This is a genomic window from Rhizobium sp. PEPV16 (genome assembly GCF_008919455.1).
Classification (GTDB): domain Bacteria; phylum Pseudomonadota; class Alphaproteobacteria; order Rhizobiales; family Rhizobiaceae; genus Rhizobium; species Rhizobium leguminosarum_Q.
The window spans coordinates 1-16813 of record NZ_VSZV01000348.1; the positions used below are offsets into that span (position 1 = coordinate 1).

Here is a 16813-nt window from a genome sequence, read left to right on the forward strand (position 1 = left end):
TCCGCATATTCGGCATCATTTCGACGAACAGCAGAAGATCGCAAGCTAAGTGTCGAATGATTTAATCGCCACCGCTCGGCGGCTTGCCAAGGCCAGCCCCAAGCGTCCACGCCAGTCCGACCTCAAACGTGGTGTCAGTACAGCTTACTATGCGCTGTTTCATGCGCTGGCTCGCGATTGTGCCGATCTACTGGTGGGGACAGGCGATGCGCGCAGTGAGCCGGCATGGGCGCAAGTCTATCGGACTCTCGAGCACGGTGTCGCGAAAAATTCCTGCAAAGCGGCGGCAAGCCGCGGCTTTCCGGGCAATATCGTCTCATTCGCCGATACGTTTGTCATCCTGCAGGAAGAACGTCATCGCGCCGATTACGACCCGCTTGCGCGTTATGTGCGGGCAGAAGTCCTCGTTCTAATCGACAACTGTGAGCAGGCAATCAGAGATCTTGCATCGGCGCCGCGATCGGATCGCAAGGCATTCGCAGTATGGGTTCTGCTCCAGAAAAAAAGATAAGGCCTTCTCCTAGAGCTGATCGCAAATAGAACAAAACAGGAACACGAATAGTTTTCGGACATGAGGTCCTGTGTGCAACGCTCAAGCCTGGCCGCGCCAGTCGTACCCGAAGGGTTTAATCCCTGGCCCGGTATTGCTGGCTCCTGGCCGCAAGGGAAGCTTCGCCTGCCGACGAGACGGTGAGACGTGGTGGGGAGGCGATAGAGGAAGAGGAGGGACGGGAAAGCTATGACGGATTGAGAGGGTTGGAGAGAGGCTCCGCCCGGTCCGTCATGGAGAAACCGACATGGCCCAGGCCATCCAGAAAATCACCCTCAGTTCAGCCCGGGATATTCCCTTCAACAAGCTGATGCTCAGCCAGCAGAACGTCCGCAAGATCAAGGCAGGCGTCTCGATCGAAGACCTGGCGGAAGACATCGCGCATCGCGGTCTGCTGACCAGCCTCAATGTCCGCCCCGAGCTCGATGGCGATGGCAACGAGACCGGCGTCTACCGCATTCCGGCCGGCGGGCGCCGGTATCGCGCCCTTGAGCGCCTGGTCGCGCAGAAGCGGCTTGCCAAAACCGCCGGCGTTCCCTGCATCGTCAGCAAAGGCGAAACCCTCGAGGTCGAGGACTCGCTCGCCGAAAACGTCCAGCGCGTATCCTTGCACCCGCTCGATCAGTTCCGTGCTTTCCAGACCTTGCGGGAGCAGGGGCTTGGCGAAGAGGAGATCGCCGCGCGCTTCTTCGTTTCGGTCGCGACCGTCAGGCAGCGGCTTCGTATGGCGTCCGTGACGCCGCGGCTTCTCGACCTCTATGCCGAGGACGAGATGACGCTGGAGCAGATCATGGCCTTCTCGATCACCAACGACCACGTTCGCCAGGAGCAGGTCTGGGATACGGTCTCCCGTTCGCATAGTCGGGAGCCCTATTACATCCGCCGGCTGCTGACCGAAACCGCAATCCGCGCCAGCGACCGCCGCGCCGTCTATGTCGGCATCGAAGCCTACGAGGCCGCAGGCGGTCTGACGATGCGCGATCTCTTCGACCAGGATCAGGGCGGCTGGCTGCAGGATCCGGCGCTGCTTGAGCAGCTCGTGATGGAAAAGCTCAAGGCCGACGCCGAGGCGATCCAGGTGAGCGAAGGCTGGAAATGGGTCGAAGCCGCGTTCGATTTCCCTTACGGCCACACATCCGGCCTGCGCCGCTTCTACGGCGAGCAGGCCGAAATGACTGAAGATGAACTGGCCCGCTATGACGCCACCCGCGCCGAATACGACAAGCTCGATGCAGAGTATGCGGAGGCAAACGAGTACTCGGAAGCGACCGAACAGAAGCTCGAGGAACTCGGCAGCGAGCTCGACCGGCTCAACGACCGGCCATTCGTCTTCGATCCTCAGGATATTGCCCGCGGCGGTGTCTTCGTGTCGCTGGGCGCCAGTGGCGAGATCAAGATCGAACGAGGCTTCGTGCGTCCCGAGGACGAGCAGCAGGCTGAGGCCGATCCGTCGACTGATGGCGGCGACGGTCGTGCCGATCATGGCAGTGCTCTTGCGGTAACCGGCGCGGCGGGCGGCGAGGACACCCAACCGGACGACGAGGACGAAACGATCAAGCCGCTTCCCGACCGCCTGGTTCTCGATCTGACGGCGGCGCGCACCGTCGCGCTGCGCAATGCGTTGGCAAACAATCCTGTCATCGCCTTTATAGGCGTGCTGCATGCCTTCGTCCTGAAGACCTTCTACGTCTACGGTTCGGATTCGTGCCTGGAGGTGACGCTGCAAAGCGCTCGCTTCAGCCAGACGCCCGGCCTCGGCGATACGGTCTGGGCGAAGGAGATCGATCAGCGGCACGATGGCTGGGGCCAGGATCTTCCCAAAGATCCAAACGATCTCTGGGATTTCCTGATCAAGCTCGATGAGGTCAGCCGGCAGGCCCTGTTTGCACATTGCGCCTCGCTTTCGGTCAACGCGGTGATCGAACCCTGGAACAAGCGGACTCGGGCGATCGCCCACGCCGAGCAATTGGCCCGCTCCATCGGTTTCGACATGGTGGAAGCCGGTTGGACGTCGACTGCCGACAACTATCTCGGCCGTGTCACAAAAGCGCACATCCTGCAGGCGGTTCGTGAGGCAAAGGGGGACCAAGCAGCGGAGCTGATCGGCCATCTCAAGAAAACCGACATGGGCCGCGAGGCCGAGCGGCTGATCACAGGCTGCGGCTGGTTGCCTGAACCCCTTCGCATGACGATCGGGGAAGGCACGATCGAAAGCGACGCTGTCGCAGATAGTGCCGTCCAGCCCGATGAGGTTGAGCCTGTATTCGAAGCTTCAGACCTGCCGGCCTTCCTGCTCGACGAGCCGGAAACGTCGAGCGATGGCGACGGCGATATGGAAAGTGGGATCGATGGCGAGCATCTCGCTGCCGCCGAATAGGTTCACGAGCGTCACATCAGCCTGACCCGTTCGCATTTGCGGTCGGGTCTTCTTTCCCAACAGCCCGGCCATCGCGCCGGGCTTTTCCGTTTCAGGAGGCACCTATGCCTGACTTCACCATCGAAACCACCTATCACCTGCCGGTCTTCCGGCGTCGCACCTATGAAGCTGGCACGCTGGACGAGGCGTGCCGTGCTGCCATCGAAGATGACAGTTGGGATATCGCCGAGAAGGACTTCGATTCCTCGGGCGCAATTCATATCACCGGCATCTGGGACGGTGCACATGCGGCCTATGCGGGTCCGCCGATCCAGATCCCCCAGCAATTCGATGAACCTGTCCAGCGCCGGGCGCGTCATTTCGAGATCCTGCTCGGACTGCTGAAGATCCTGTTCGATGACATCAGTGCTGCCCGGCCACCGTCGCTCGATTGGCTCGACCGATCTGTCTGGGCGATTGCCCGAGGAGAAGCCATTCTCGCCGGAGACCCGGATCCTGAAGGGCCGGTCGGCCCACCAAAGCCTTCCCACGTCCTGGTCAGACTTCAGGAGGATCGTGTGCGCGCCGCAATCACCGCGGTGCTCGACATAGACCCGAACTTTAAGGGTTTAACACCCGAGGCCGTGACCGACGACGAGGTCCACGTCGCGTGCCTGTCTATTGCCACCACGATGGACTTTTCCGACGTGGTCGGAAACGCCGAATTCCAGGCGGCGCTCTTGGCAATCCGGTCGGCGCACCGCCGGCTGGCTTCCGATTGACCCTCTTCCCAACATCCTTCCCAACCTCGCCCGGCTATCGCGCCGGATTTCCGCTTTTAAGGAGACAGCTTATGACCACTCTCACCTCCAACAACCCGTCCGACCGTTCCGGCTTCAAGGTCGATATTTCCCGCGGCGAACGCATCGGCCGCGTCTCGTCCGAATGGTTCTCACGTCCCGACGATGAACGGTTCCTGTCGCTGACCAAACTCTACGATACCGTTCGATCCCGAGCCGAGCGCGCCCATGCCCGAACGATCGAGAGCGCTGCGATCCGTGTCGAAGCAACGCGCGACAATGCCGGGCGGCTTGAGCTTCTCGTTCCAGGTCAGTGCCAAGCGATCGCACCGACCCACTGGAGCTACGGCCAGCTTTGCAGCCTCGTTGGCGCTCCCGCCACCTATATGCGGCAACTGCCGGCGCCGCTTGCGGCGATCAACCTGCAGCATGGCCTGCTCAACCATCGTGCCGAGCTCGTCAAGACGCTTGAGATGGATGACGGCCGGCTGGAACTGCGGGCGGTGACCGGACCGGAATACGGTCGGATCTGGGATCATGAACTGGTCTCGTCGGTCATGAAGATCGCCGGCAACGGGACCGGCGACACGATGTGGAAAGTCCCAGGTGTTCTCGACTGGGCGACGATGACCCACAATCCCTTCGTCGACATCACCAACGACACGACCACCCTTTATGCCAGTGATCGCGACGTCTTCCTGTTCCTGGTCGACGACACCCATCCGATCGAAGCCGGACGCCTGCCGAGCGGTGAGCCCGACCTCTATTTCCGCGGCTTCTACGCCTGGAACTCTGAGGTTGGATCGAAGACGCTCGGCATCGCCTCCTTCTATCTGCGGGCGGTCTGCGCCAACCGCAATCTCTGGGGCACGGAGAATTTTGAGGAAATCACCATCCGCCACTCGAAGTTCGCCGCGCAGCGCTTCGCGCACGAGGCGGCGCCCGCGCTGACGAGTTTCGCCAATTCCTCACCGGCACCATTCATCGCCGGCATCAAGGCGGCACGCGAGCGGGTCGTCGCCCGCAAGGACGACGACCGCGAAACCTTCCTGCGCCGACGCGGATTCTCAAAAGGTGAGACCGGCAAGGTGATCGAGATGGTGCTGTCGGAGGAGGGACGGCCACCGGAGTCAGTCTTCGATTTCGTGCAGGGCATCACCGCGCTGGCGCGCACCAAGACCAATCAGGACACGCGTCTGGAACTCGAAGGCAAAGCGAAAAAGCTGCTGGAGAGTGCTGCCTGACATGTTCATGCGCGCCTGGCTCACACCCGGCCGCGTCTGCAAACCCCATCGTCGTCATCCCAGAGCCCGGTCAAGCGCCGGGCCTCATTTTGTCTGGAGCACCCAATGGCTATCCCCGATCATGCCCGCACAAACTTCGACACGCTGCTGCGCGCCGCGTCCGATGGCAATCTTGCTCTCATGGAATGCGTCGATGCCGCTACATGCGAGCCGCGTTACGTGCTCTGCGCCGTCGGGCGCACCAATGGCGAATACGTCTTTACGCCATTCGGCCATCTCGCCGACGGCAATCCTTACGACGCCTATCTGCCACCTAGTCCTGACGATTCGACGAGCTTCATCGTAAGCGCGACGACCTAATCCTGACGATCGCCAACAGTTCAAGCTGGCGATCCCAATCCCTCCCTGGATGCCCGATTTCGTTCCTCCGACCTTCGGCACGACGTTGGGCTCCGCTGTTCTTTCCTCACTCTTGGAGTATCCTTCGATGAATATCATCTCGCATCCTCAGAACATTTCCACCACTCCACGATCTCACGTCGGAGGCAGCGCTGAAGGCCTCATGGACGCTGCTGCCCAAGTCATGTTTCTTTTGGAACTGGGCAAAACTGTCGCCACCACAGACTTGCGGCAAATCATGAACGAGATTTTTGGCGGCAGCGACGCCGAGGGCGTCTGGCTGTGGAAGGAGGCCTACGAGGCGACCGAGATCGCCCAAGTGCTGTTCCTCCGCAAATTCCGCGCGATCGTATCCGGAATCCAATCGCCCCAATCGACGCTTGCGATGCTGACGAAGGTGGCCCGGTTTTTACCGACCCATACACGCCGATCCGAGGAGGGCCAGGCGCTGCAGCAGTTCTCGACTCCGATCCCGCTTGCCTACGTCGCATCTCGTGCTGCCGGCATCAGAGCCGGCGACGTGGTTCTTGAACCGTCGGCTGGAACCGGCCTGCTGGCAGTCTTCGCCGAGCTCGCACATGCTTGTCTGGCGCTCAACGAATACGCGGTGGTCCGCTGCTCGCTGCTGCAGCGGCTTTTCCCCGGCGTTCCGGTATCGCAGCACGATGCCGCGCATATCGACGATTACCTCGATCGTTCCATTCGCCCAACCGTGGTGTTGATGAACCCGCCTTTCTCAGCGGGCGTTCACGTCAAAGGTCGCGTGGCAGATGCCGCCTGGCGGCATCTGGCCTCCGCATTCGCGCGGCTTGCTCCCGGTGGGCGGTTGGTCGCGATCACCGGCGCGAGCCTTTCTCCCGACAATCCCGCATGGGGCGACGCTTTCGTACGGCTGCAGGGGCAGGGCACGGTGCTGTTCACCGCAGGGGTCGATGGCGGCATCTATGCCCGTCATGGAACGACGATGGAAACCCGCCTGATCGTGATCGACAAGATCCCGGCCGACGATCCGTCGAAGCTTGTGACGTCGAAGGGTACAGCGCGAGATTTAGAAACACTGCTCAACTGGATCACCGGCCTTCCGCCCCGCGCGCCCGCGGCGTCGAACTCCATCGGTGCGCTCTCCATCGGTAGCCTCCGCGTGGACACGATGCGTCCAGCAGCGGTTGCCGCACCGTTGCATCGCCCCGTCGTCGGCGGGCAGGCGAAGCCTTCACCAATGGCCCGACCTGCACCCGTCGATCAAGAGATCATCGAACTCTCGTACGAGCTGCGGGACGCTCAGCCGAAGGATGAGGCAAACGCTGCTGACGGTATCTACGAGACCTACCGGCTGCAATCGATCCACATTCCCGACGCAAAACCTCATCCTGACACGCTGGTCGAATCGTTTGCGATGGCCTCGGTCGCACCGCCGAAGCCGAGCTATCGCCCGCACCTGCCGAAGCGCATCGTCACCAGCGGCGATCTTTCCGACGCCCAGCTCGAAAGCGTCGTCTATGCCGGCGAAGCCCATTCCGGTTACCTCGCTGGCCACTGGAGCGTCGATGCCTCCTTCGACAATCTCAAGGCCGTCGCACCCGACACGGAGGATGCCGTTCGTTTTCGCCGCGGCTGGTTCCTCGGTGATGGCACGGGCGCGGGCAAGGGCCGCCAGGCCGCCGGCATCATCCTCGACAATTGGCTCAAAGGCCGCCGTCGCCATGTCTGGATTTCGAAGTCCGACAAGCTGATCGAGGACGCGCAGCGTGACTGGGGCGCGTTGGGTCAAGAAAAGCTGCTGGTCACACCTCTGTCTCGCTTCCGGCAGGGCAAACCCATCAACCTGAAAGAGGGCATCCTCTTCACCACTTTTGCGACGCTGCGCAGCGATGAGCGCGAGGGCAAGCGATCACGGGTTCAGCAGATCGTCGACTGGCTCGGCGCCGACTTCGAAGGTGTTATCGTCTTCGATGAAGGCCACGCTCTGGCCAATGCCGCCGGCGGCAAAACCGAGCGCGGCGATAAAGCGGCATCGCAGCAGGGCAGGGCGGGACTTCGCCTGCAGCGCGCGCTTCCGGATGCCCGTATCGTCTACGTCTCGGCGACCGGCGCAACAGACGTCGAATCCCTTGCCTATGCCGAACGGCTCGGTCTCTGGGGTAGCAGCGACTTTCCTTTCCCGACCCGTTCCGAGTTCATCGCTGCTATCGAAGATGGCGGTGTCGCTGCCATGGAGGTTCTCGCAAGAGACCTGAAGGCCATGGGCCTCTACGCCTCTCGTTCTCTCTCCTTTGAGGGCGTCGAATACGAGATCCTCGAACATGCGCTGACCGACGAACAGATCAGGATCTACGATTCCTACGCCGAAGCGTTCCAGGTCATCCACAATCATCTCGACGCAGCCATGGAAGCCTCCGGCATAACCGGAAAATCCGGGACGTTGAACAGACAAGCCAAGGCGGCCGCACGTTCGGCTTTCGAAAGCTCGAAGCAGCGTTTCTTCAACCACCTCCTGACCTCGATGAAGACGCCGGCGCTTCTCAAAGCGACCGCTGCAGATCTGAAAGAGGGTCACGCTGCCATCGTCCAGCTGGTTTCGACGGGAGCAGCGCTGACCGAGCGCCGGCTGGCACAGATCCCGACCGAGGAATGGGGCGATCTGCAGGTGGACGTGACGCCGCGGGAATATGTCATCGACTACCTGATGCACTCCTTCCCGGTGCAGCTCTTCGAGGAATTCTCCGACGCCGAGGGCAATCTCAGCTCGCGGCCGGTTCACGATGCGGACGGCAACCCTGTCATCTGCCGGGAGGCCGAACGCCGCCGCGACGAACTGGTCGAAACCTTGGGCAGCCTGCCGGCGATCCCGACCGCTCTCGACCAGATCGTCCAGCACTTCGGAACGAGCCAGGTGGCCGAGATCACCGGCCGCTCCCGCCGCATCGTCCGCCGTGAGGATAGCGGCTCCATCGCCCGCTATGCCGTGCAGAACCGGCCGGGCAGCGCCAACCTAGATGAGGCCCGCGCCTTCATGGATGACGAGAAAGGCATTCTCGTCTTCAGCGACGCCGGCGGGACCGGCAGATCCTATCACACGGATCTCGCCGCCAAAAATCAGCGCCTGCGTCTTCACAACCTTCTGGAAGCAGGCTGGCGCGCCGACGTGGCGATCCAGGGCCTCGGGCGCAGTCATCGCACCAATCAGAAGCAGCCGCCCCGGTTCCGGATGATCGCCACCAACGTCAAGGCCGAACGGCGCTTCCTCTCGACCATCGCCCGGCGTCTCGACACGCTCGGCGCCATCACCCGCGGCCAGCGCCAGACCGGCGGACAGGGGATGTTCCGCAGCGAAGACAATCTCGAATCCCAATATGCCCGCGACGCGCTGCGGCAATTCTACGGACTGCTGCATGCCGGCAGGATCGAAGGCTGCTCGCTGGAAACGTTCGAAAGCATCACCGGCCTGTCGCTCACCTCGGAGGAGGGCGGATTGAAGGATGAGCTGCCACCCATCCAGACCTTCCTCAATCGCATGCTGGCGCTGACCATCGCTATGCAGAACCTGCTGTTCGAGGCCTTCGAGCAGCTGCTGGCCGCCCGCGTCGAGGGCGCGATCGCCGCCGGCATCTATGACAAGGGGCTGGAGACGATCACCGCCGACAGCATGACGGTCACCGACCGGCGGCTGATTTATACGCATCCGGTCACCGGCGCGCAGTCGCATCTCCTGACCATCGAGCGCAGGGATCGCAACGCACCGATGCAGCTCAGGGATGTTCAGAGCCTTGTGAGCCAAGATCCGCGCGCGAAGCTGATGATCAACGGCAAGTCGGGCCGGCCGGCGGTGATGGTGCCGACCCGCTCCATCATGCTGGACGACGGTTCGGTCCAGCCGCGCGTGTCGCTGATCCGGCCGATGGACGAGCTCCGATTCGAAACCCGGCAGCTTGAAGAGACGAGTTGGGAGGAGGCTGACGAACAGGCTTTCGTCCTCGCCTGGAATACCGATGTCGCCGCCGTGCCGAAATTCTCGACATCGGTAGTGCATATCGTCAGCGGGTTGTTGCTGCCGATCTGGAAACTGCTGCCGCAGGACTTTTGCCGCGTACGGCGTCTGCAGACCGATGACGGCGAGCGGATCGTCGGCCGCGTCATAGCGCCGGATCGTCTCGCCGGCCTTTGCCGCAACTTCGGGATCGATCAGACGCAAGTGCTGGCCGGCGACCAAGCCTGGACGGCGCTGGTCGACGGATCCTCGATCGTCGGCCTTGCCGGTGACATGACGCTCCGCCGCGTGCGGGTGATGAACGAGTACCGCGTCGAATTGACGGGCTTTACCGACGGTATGCGCGACTGGCTGCGGTCGATCGGCCTCTTCTCCGAGATGATCAATTGGAAGCTGCGCTTCTTCGTGCCGGTGACCGATGAGGGCGCGGAGATCCTGTCGAAGCTGATGCAGCGTCATCGCCTCGTCGATGTCGCGCGCCGGTCGTGAGGGAGGTCTGCCATGCTTTCCGCGTCGGATCTGGCGGGCCGTCTCGCGCAAGACGCCGAGGCGGTCTGCCGTCATTACCTCTCCGCCGGCCGCCGCGCCGGCAACTACTGGCTCGTCGGCGACGTCGCCAACAACAAGGGCCGGTCGCTCTATGTGCATCTGATCGGCCCGCGTGCTGGCCGGTGGACGGATGCGGCGACCGGTCAGTTTGGTGACCTGCTCGAGCTCGTCCGCGAGACCTGTGGCCTCGTCGATTTCCGGGACGTTGCCGAGGAGGCGCGCCAGTTCCTCAGCCTGCCTCGGCCTGAGCCGGGGTCGTCGCGCAGCACGGACGCCCATAATTCTGCGGCAGTCGAGCGGCCCACGTCTGAGCGGGCCCGGCGTCTGTTTCGGATGACCCTGCCGCTTACAGGCACGCCTGCCGACGCCTATCTGCGTGAGCGCGGCATTTTGCGGGCATCGACCCATGCGCCGCTCCGTTTCCATCCGTCCTGCTACCATCGCGATCTCGTCACCGGCCGGGCGAGCAGCTATCCGGCTCTGATTGCCGCCGTGACCGACGCTGCCGGCGCGATTACCGGAGTGCATCGCAGCTGGCTCGATCCCGATGGCGTCGGCAAGGCCAAGGTGGACAATCCCCGCCGCGGACTCGGCAGGCTGCTCGGTAATGGCGTACGTTTCCGCTTTCCCGTCACCGATCCTGTACCAGTCCTGGCGGCGGGCGAGGGCCTCGAAACCATGCTCTCGCTCTCGCACGTGATGCCCGGCATGCCGATGGTCGCGGCCCTGACGGCCAATCACCTCGCGGCCTTCAACTTCCCGCCCGGATGCCGGCGCCTCTACATCGCCGCCGACGCGGATGCGGCCGGCCGTCATGGGATCGAGGGACTTAGCCGCAGGGCACAGGAACGCGGGATCCTGCCGCTGGTGCTGTCGCCGGAGCTCGGCGACTTCAACGAGGATCTTCGCTGGCTGGGTCCCGACCGGCTGACGGCAAGCCTCAGAGCTCAACTCATTCCCGAAGACACGATGGCCTTCCTGCCCGCCTGAAGCCGGGCGCAAAGGGTGGGGGAGGGGCTAGCGGCAGCACTGGCGAAGGGCGGTCCATTCGTCTCATTCCGAATGGGCGCGCCCGCGGGCCTGCCGAGAGGCGACCCTTACCACGCGGGGCTCCGGCCTTCAGCGGGTCAGTCGGGTTTCTTCCCCTGCCGGGCCGCAGGCGCGGCCCGTCATTCCTCGCGGATCAAGAAACCCTCCCTCCGCCGCCCGGCGCTTCGCTGGGCCGCTGCGCTTCGCTTGCGGTTCCGGCCTCGGCCCGCGTGACCGGGTTCGCTGTCAGGCCGCGAGAGGCGCGGCCCACGAAACGGAGACCACCATGGACCTGATCCTCCACCCCGACGACGGCTTCGAGCCCAACCACGCTTCCTCCCCGACCGACCGCTTCATCTACGAGATGCAGGTCTTCGGCTATCGCCGCTTCCAGGACGAGCCCGACCCGCGGCCATTGCCGGAGGAACCGCAGGTCCAGTCATCGATCACCACGATCTTCGACGCCCTCGCCGAAATGCTCGGCAACACCCGCCTGGAGCCCGATCTCGAAGACCTGTTCTGGTCGATTCCCAATCTCTTCCATCGCGCCGGCGAGCGCATCCAGCGCGAACTCGACCGCAACGAGGAAGCGCAGCGCACCGGCCAGCGTGAGCAGGACGGCTCGGAGGTGAAGAGTGTCGAGCTCGAACGCCTCATTGCCGAGGGCATCACGCTCTTGGAACGCAGGAATAGCTTCGAGTTCATGCGCGACTATGCCGCCGACCTGTTCGAGGCGCAGACCGGATCCTCCTGGCGACCGCGCACCGGATCCAAGGTAAATCATGCGAACATGACGGCGGCGATGATCGACAGCCGTGACTTCCTCTCGGCCAGACGCCGCGCCGAGACCGAGGTGCTAATCCCGGCCGGCACCAAGATCGCTTTCGCCGGTGGCATGGACTATAACGATCATGAGCGGATCTGGGCCAAGCTCGATCAGGCGCATGCGAAGTATCCTGACATGGTATTGCTGCACGGTGGCGCGCCGAAGGGTGCAGAACGTATCGCCGCCTGCTGGGCTGAAGCCCGCCGGGTGACGCAGATCACCTTCAAGCCCAACTGGACGAAGCATGCCAAGGCAGCACCCTTCCGCCGCAATGACGATATGCTGTCGGTCATGCCCGCCGGATTGATTGTCTTTCCTGGAAACGGCATCACCGGCAATCTCTCCGACAAGGCACGCCGGCTCGGCATTCCTGTTTGGCAGGCTTCAGGAGACGGCGCGTGAGCGCCGCTTTCCTGAATATATGGAAAACATGGAGAAGATGGATTATATGGAAAATGAAGTGGAGACGATAGCGATGAAGCAATTCACGACAGGTGACTTGAATAAACAAATCGGCGATATCACCGACGCCGCGAGCCGCGACCGGTGATGCTCACCCGGCACAAGAAGCCGCGTTTCGTGCTGATGAGCTACGAGCACTATGAGCGCATGCGCACCGGCGGCGATCGGCGCCGGGCGTATACTGTATCGGAAATGCCCGCCGAGCATGCAGAACTGTTCGACGAGGCGCTCGATCGGCTGGCGCGCGGCGAAGGCTACGACGATGAGCCGTGAATTCCGCCCCGGCGAGGTCATCTCCTATCCGTACCTATGGGCCTGGCAGCAGCAGCGCGGGGAAACCGAGGGCCGTAAGCAGCGCCCCGTCTGCGTCGTGATCGCCATCCGCAATGCCGCCGACGGAAACACGCACCTTGCCTTCTCGCCATCACCACCCAACCGCCGCAGACGGGCCGCGCCTCATTGGAGATCCCGGACATCGAGCGCAAGCGCGCGTGCTTAAGCAATCTGAAGCAGTGCTGGATCATGGTCGACGAATACAACTACGATATCATCGAGCGCTCCTGGTACATTGAGCCCGATCAGGACATCCTCGGCCGCTTCAGCAAACCCTTCATGGTGAAGATCGCCAGACTGTTTGCCGAGGCGCGCGGCCGAACCGGCCGGGTCAACCGCCTCGACTGAGACTTGCCGCATCCCCGCCGGGCGGTGGGGCGACATCCCTTGAAATCACGTCTGTCACTCGATTGCGCTCTGCAGAACTGCAGTCGCGTCACGGAAGACCGAGGATTCGGGCCTCACGCCACCGAAGGCCATCTTTGACGATGAGGATGGGATCGGGACTGTGCCGATCTCTCGCGATGTGCCCGACTGCTTGACGGCCAGGGTCCGTTGATCCGAACACCACGACGCCTGTCAAGAGCGCGGCACTCCGCGCGGCAGCAAACGGCCGCCACGGCGAGGTCTCCTGACGACGCCGCAATCAAAGACCATTCCCGTTCTTTATGTCGCCTTTCTAAGGGACCGGCCGCGATCAGCGTCAACCCCGCAAGGGGGTTTCCCTTCGCTACGCTGCGGTGACGCCTGCGGCGCAGCCCCTTCTTCGGGCGCCATCGGGAATGGTCCCGATGCAACGAAGGAGACAATCCCATGGCTACCACGATCGCAACCCTCACCGAAAAGACCGACGGCACCCTCGAAGGCGTCTTCGCCACCATCCGGGTCAACGCACCGATCGCCCTCGTCCCGAACGCCAACAAGGCGAGCGAAGAAGCCCCGGACTACCGCATCATCCACCGCAAGACCGGCTTTGAGATCGGCGCAGGCTGGAACCGCGTCTCTCGCCAGACTGGCGAGGAATACATCTCCACGAAGCTGGAGGCGCCCGAGATCGGCGTGATCTTCGGCAACGTCGCCCCGGCGCCCGGCGGCGAGCCCGGGAAGAAGGTCATCCTCTGGAACAGCCCGGCCTGAACCGGACCGCCGGCCCCGAAACCGGGGCCGGCCTCCCCATTCCAAAAGGAGGCCGCCATGAGCCGCTACACAATTACCGTCACCAGGACCGCATCCGACCACTCCGCCCCGGATGCCATTATCGGCTACGACCGCCCGCTTCAGACGTTCTTCCTCCAGGCATTTCCGGACGCAGGTAGTGAGGATCTCGAACTCTGGCTTGGCACTGACTTCCGGGAGTTCGAAACACTGTCACAACTGCGGTCCGCGACAATCGCACGCGGTTTCGACTCCATACCCTTGGCATCCGGCATTCTTCACAAGCTACTGGACGACCATGCCTGTGAAGCGCATGACGCGGTCAGCGACACGATCATCCAGGATATTCTCAACGGGACATCCGCTCGCTGACGCAAACCCAAAACGAAAATAGCCCGGCACGGCGCCGGGCTATTTTTTGCTTGGCCAACAACATTACTTGTTCAGCGCATCCTTCAATGCCTTGGCCGGGGTAAAGGCTAGCTTCTTGGCCGCGGCAACCTTGATCGTCGCGCCAGTCGATGGGTTGCGAGCCTCGCGCTCCGGCGTTTCCTTCACCTTGAACTTGCCGAAGCCGGGGAGGGAGGTCTCGTTGCCAGCCACCGCGGCTTCGGTGATGGACGCGATCACCGCTTCGACGATCGCCTTTCCTTGGGCCTTGGTGAGGCTGTGTTCGCCGGCGATCTTGTCGGCGATTTCATTCGTGGTGGTCATGTCAATTCTCCGCATCAACGTTAATGCGAGAATCCCTGACAGGGGATCAAAGCGCTGTCATCGACGCACCGCGTCAAGATCACCGATTTGCCCATTTTTCCACAACTACCAAGGACTTTGAGGCATCTCCGTGGGTCTGCATGGTGGATCCGCAAGCGGGCATCGAGCCCGCTTGCGGATCTCTGGTGCCATACCTGAGGAAATGTCTGCTCAGTCCGTCCGAGGGTGTCATGGGTGCATGACGGCCTCAAGGACGAGCGGTGCCCCCAATTTTGCCTCCGCTCCGGTTCCCTGCACTCCGACAAAATCGGAACCCCCACTCGCCGCCGCTGGCGGTCGCGTTCCGCGATCCCTGACCCCGCCACGCACCCATGACCGTGCGCGTCGTCTTTCACAAACGTCAAGGAGACGACGATGCTTCTGGAACAACACATTGAAGAGCTTCGACTCGAACTGCGCGAAGCAATCGACCCGGTGGAGCGCCGCGAGATTGAAAACGAACTGGAGCTGGCGCGCGCCGAACTGGCGGTGATCACCGCAGAGCAGGAAGGCGCAATCGACACCGAGCCACCCTTCTGAGGGTGGCTTTCGCCATGTCGCCTGGCCTGAGGCGCCGGATCGACCGGCGCTTCAGGCCAGCTTCGCTCGCCACTGGCAGGTGTCAGAACCTGCGGAGGTTCTTGTGGGAAGGGCGGAAGCGGTGGATACCCCCACTCCTGTTTCGCTCCCATGCCATCGACATCAGGATGGCATCTGCCTCCGCGGCACTCCCTTCGCTATCGATCACCCGATGCATCTTCCCGGATATGCGGTTTCGGCCTGTATCCGCGCGACCGCCTCTTTCGCAAAAGCTGAAGGAACAGCCTGACCGCCTCTTCCTCCCGCGCGAAATGATGCTCCCGCCTTTGACCTCTTGCGCCGATACGACCCCATCGACGGATGAGACAGGCCTCGCCGAACAGGTTGGGCTCGATCGACATGGCATAGTAGCGGGCCATGTTTTTCGAAGCGTCGGTGCGTTCGACATAGAGTTGGTAGCGTTGCGCAATCATGGCACGGAGAATCGAGCAAGGCGGTCTCGGCGTCCAACGACATATTTGAATCGGTCGGTATCAATTGATTCATGCTGATGATGGCTTGTCGGCGGATGATCCGGGCGAGCCGCCTGCGGCGGACGGTGCTATTCGCCGTCGCTCACGGAGCCCGCAAAACGGTCTCCGCCCATTCGGGTCACGCCCCTCTCGCGGTTGTCGCATCGGCGGCGGGAATGTTTCACGACTACGGCCGATGATAAGGCTGCATGGCCGGCTGGACGCCGGATACGGACACGGCGCCTGGCGGCGCCGTGGTCTATCTCTCTCTGACGTCCCATTGTGCACCCGCCGCTCCGGCGTCAAGGACTGCGCGGCCCCTCCAATTTTCAGTCGCCGTCCCTTCGGGCCATCACCAGAAAATCGGTTCCTCCGCTTGCCGCCGCTGGCGGTCGCGTCCGCGATCCCTGACCCCTCGCGGCTACGGTGCGGCCTCCTTTCGTCAGAGACGGAAAGGAGACACTACAATGTCCAATGACTGGTACTACGTCCATCAGCTCGCAGTGCTTGCGGGCTTCAGGCTCACCGTCCTCGCAAATCGCTTGGGTTGCGAAGATGAATTCCTATTGGAACTGCATGACAAGCTCAGCGAGGGACTGGCATGTGCAATTGCGCGGGTGCAATCCATCACGGCACTGGAGCGCCAGCTTGCCAACGAGCCGGACGAGGGAGGCCTCGCCGCTTTCCAGCTTCACGGCGAAGAGGAATGGCTTGCCCGTTTCCGGATCACGCTGCTTGATCATCTCGAAATCGACGTCGACACTCACGAGTACCGTGTGAACGGCGGCGACTGGCACTATGCGCTCGCGGCCGATTGCGACGGCATCGAGATCAGTTATCCGAGCCTTGTCGCCCTCACCGACGCCGAGTTGGGCACGCTCGCCCCGATCATGCGCGCCATCCGCAGCGAGGCGGGCATTGGTATCAGCATCGCCCGTGTCATCTACGGTTGATGCGCCGGCGAGGGGCGGCTACGGCCGTCTCTCGCCTTTTCTGCTGGCTTGACCGCTCGCGGGCGTCGAGCCTGCGCGCGGTCTTGAGGGGAGAGACTTGCCGCCTCTCCCCTCAACTCCTCTCTCCCTGTGGTGCGGGTTGAGACCCGCCCGGCCTGTCGGGCCGGTAGGCGGACGCTGCCGCGACTTCCCCAAACAAGACGGAGAGGACGAGTACCTTGCGCTGCGCCCTCCTGCTTCGGGCATCCGCTCCAGGTGCGCGTCCACTCCTGCGGTGCGCTCGCCGTCTCATCGTTCGCATGTCGTCGAGGCCGTTCCCTCCGGTCACGGTCCTCTCGACTGCTCACGACGACGGCTTGCTTCA

General features: G+C 62.7%; 14 protein-coding genes and 2 pseudogenes. 14 read left to right on the plus strand and 2 right to left on the minus strand.

All coding sequences use genetic code 11. The features are described 5' to 3' along the window. Positions 1–49: 49 nt before the first annotated feature. The 12 genes and pseudogenes from FY112_RS29235 (at position 50) to FY112_RS29290 (ending at position 14063) form a co-directional block, all read left to right on the plus strand. Positions 50–511, plus strand: coding sequence for a hypothetical protein (locus tag FY112_RS29235; RefSeq protein ID WP_017958514.1), 462 nt, complete (start codon positions 50–52; stop codon positions 509–511). A gap of 286 nt (positions 512–797) precedes the next feature. Next, the gene (locus FY112_RS29240) at positions 798–2927 is read left to right on the plus strand and encodes a ParB/RepB/Spo0J family partition protein (RefSeq protein WP_017958515.1); all 2130 of its coding nucleotides are present in this window, start codon (positions 798–800) and stop codon (positions 2925–2927) included. Positions 2928–3031: 104 nt separating this feature from the next. Then, a complete protein-coding gene (locus FY112_RS29245) occupies positions 3032–3688 on the plus strand; it encodes a hypothetical protein (RefSeq protein ID WP_017958516.1) in 657 nt (218 codons plus the stop codon). A 71-nt stretch (positions 3689–3759) separates the two neighbouring features. Next, complete coding sequence (locus tag FY112_RS29250; protein WP_151519893.1) at positions 3760–4950, plus strand: DUF932 domain-containing protein; 1191 nt, start codon at positions 3760–3762, stop codon at positions 4948–4950. 105 nt (positions 4951–5055) lie between these two features. After that, positions 5056–5310 (plus strand): DUF6117 family protein, encoded by a 255-nt coding sequence (locus tag FY112_RS29255; protein WP_151519894.1) that lies wholly within the window; start codon positions 5056–5058, stop codon positions 5308–5310. Positions 5311–5437: 127 nt separating this feature from the next. Then, on the plus strand, positions 5438–9826 hold the full coding sequence (locus tag FY112_RS29260; protein WP_151519895.1) for a bifunctional class I SAM-dependent methyltransferase/DEAD/DEAH box helicase: 4389 nt from the start codon (positions 5438–5440) through the stop codon (positions 9824–9826). 12 nt (positions 9827–9838) lie between these two features. After that, the gene (locus FY112_RS29265; RefSeq protein ID WP_151519896.1) at positions 9839–10876 is read left to right on the plus strand and encodes a toprim domain-containing protein; all 1038 of its coding nucleotides are present in this window, start codon (positions 9839–9841) and stop codon (positions 10874–10876) included. A gap of 325 nt (positions 10877–11201) precedes the next feature. Beyond that, positions 11202–12143 carry a DUF2493 domain-containing protein gene (locus tag FY112_RS29270; protein ID WP_151519897.1) on the plus strand — a complete coding sequence of 314 codons (942 nt, stop codon included), beginning with the start codon at positions 11202–11204 and terminating at the stop codon, positions 12141–12143. A gap of 73 nt (positions 12144–12216) precedes the next feature. Next, positions 12217–12476, plus strand: a pseudogene (locus tag FY112_RS29275) (type II toxin-antitoxin system prevent-host-death family antitoxin). Continuing rightward, positions 12466–12884 (plus strand): annotated as a pseudogene (locus FY112_RS29280) (hypothetical protein). Before FY112_RS29275 ends, FY112_RS29280 begins: the two co-directional pseudogenes overlap by 11 nt. A gap of 465 nt (positions 12885–13349) precedes the next feature. Then, positions 13350–13673 (plus strand): DUF736 family protein, encoded by a 324-nt coding sequence (locus FY112_RS29285; RefSeq protein ID WP_064245277.1) that lies wholly within the window; start codon positions 13350–13352, stop codon positions 13671–13673. A gap of 57 nt (positions 13674–13730) precedes the next feature. Further along, a complete protein-coding gene (locus tag FY112_RS29290) occupies positions 13731–14063 on the plus strand; it encodes a hypothetical protein (protein WP_151519898.1) in 333 nt (110 codons plus the stop codon). Between the two features lie 63 nt (positions 14064–14126). Here the strand turns inward: FY112_RS29290 and FY112_RS29295 are convergent, their stop codons facing one another. After that, positions 14127–14405 carry an HU family DNA-binding protein gene (locus tag FY112_RS29295; RefSeq protein WP_028743952.1) on the minus strand — a complete coding sequence of 93 codons (279 nt, stop codon included), beginning with the start codon at positions 14403–14405 and terminating at the stop codon, positions 14127–14129. Between the two features lie 414 nt (positions 14406–14819). Between FY112_RS29295 and FY112_RS36985 the strand changes: the two genes are divergently transcribed. Further along, positions 14820–14984 carry a hypothetical protein gene (locus FY112_RS36985; protein WP_165419125.1) on the plus strand — a complete coding sequence of 55 codons (165 nt, stop codon included), beginning with the start codon at positions 14820–14822 and terminating at the stop codon, positions 14982–14984. 197 nt (positions 14985–15181) lie between these two features. On the opposite strand, the gene FY112_RS29305 is transcribed toward FY112_RS36985, so the two are convergent. Continuing rightward, the gene (locus FY112_RS29305) at positions 15182–15457 is read right to left on the minus strand and encodes a WGR domain-containing protein (protein WP_033182415.1); all 276 of its coding nucleotides are present in this window, start codon (positions 15455–15457) and stop codon (positions 15182–15184) included. 506 nt (positions 15458–15963) lie between these two features. Between FY112_RS29305 and FY112_RS29310 the strand changes: the two genes are divergently transcribed. Then, the gene (locus FY112_RS29310) at positions 15964–16449 is read left to right on the plus strand and encodes a hypothetical protein (protein WP_064682855.1); all 486 of its coding nucleotides are present in this window, start codon (positions 15964–15966) and stop codon (positions 16447–16449) included. Positions 16450–16813 lie beyond the last annotated feature (364 nt).

What these genes read in the sequence shown, in the direction of transcription:
- FY112_RS29305 (WP_033182415.1), bottom strand. Translation starts at nt 15,457, where the DNA reads ATGATTGCGCAACGCTACCAACTCTATGTCGAACGCACCGACGCTTCG.
- FY112_RS29290 (WP_151519898.1), top strand. Translation starts at nt 13,731, where the DNA reads ATGAGCCGCTACACAATTACCGTCACCAGGACCGCATCCGACCACTCC.
- FY112_RS29265 (WP_151519896.1), top strand. Translation starts at nt 9,839, where the DNA reads ATGCTTTCCGCGTCGGATCTGGCGGGCCGTCTCGCGCAAGACGCCGAG.
- FY112_RS36985 (WP_165419125.1), top strand. Translation starts at nt 14,820, where the DNA reads ATGCTTCTGGAACAACACATTGAAGAGCTTCGACTCGAACTGCGCGAA.
- FY112_RS29245 (WP_017958516.1), top strand. Translation starts at nt 3,032, where the DNA reads ATGCCTGACTTCACCATCGAAACCACCTATCACCTGCCGGTCTTCCGG.
- FY112_RS29295 (WP_028743952.1), bottom strand. Translation starts at nt 14,405, where the DNA reads ATGACCACCACGAATGAAATCGCCGACAAGATCGCCGGCGAACACAGC.
- FY112_RS29255 (WP_151519894.1), top strand. Translation starts at nt 5,056, where the DNA reads ATGGCTATCCCCGATCATGCCCGCACAAACTTCGACACGCTGCTGCGC.
- FY112_RS29270 (WP_151519897.1), top strand. Translation starts at nt 11,202, where the DNA reads ATGGACCTGATCCTCCACCCCGACGACGGCTTCGAGCCCAACCACGCT.
- FY112_RS29250 (WP_151519893.1), top strand. Translation starts at nt 3,760, where the DNA reads ATGACCACTCTCACCTCCAACAACCCGTCCGACCGTTCCGGCTTCAAG.
- FY112_RS29285 (WP_064245277.1), top strand. Translation starts at nt 13,350, where the DNA reads ATGGCTACCACGATCGCAACCCTCACCGAAAAGACCGACGGCACCCTC.
- FY112_RS29260 (WP_151519895.1), top strand. Translation starts at nt 5,438, where the DNA reads ATGAATATCATCTCGCATCCTCAGAACATTTCCACCACTCCACGATCT.
- FY112_RS29240 (WP_017958515.1), top strand. Translation starts at nt 798, where the DNA reads ATGGCCCAGGCCATCCAGAAAATCACCCTCAGTTCAGCCCGGGATATT.
- FY112_RS29310 (WP_064682855.1), top strand. Translation starts at nt 15,964, where the DNA reads ATGTCCAATGACTGGTACTACGTCCATCAGCTCGCAGTGCTTGCGGGC.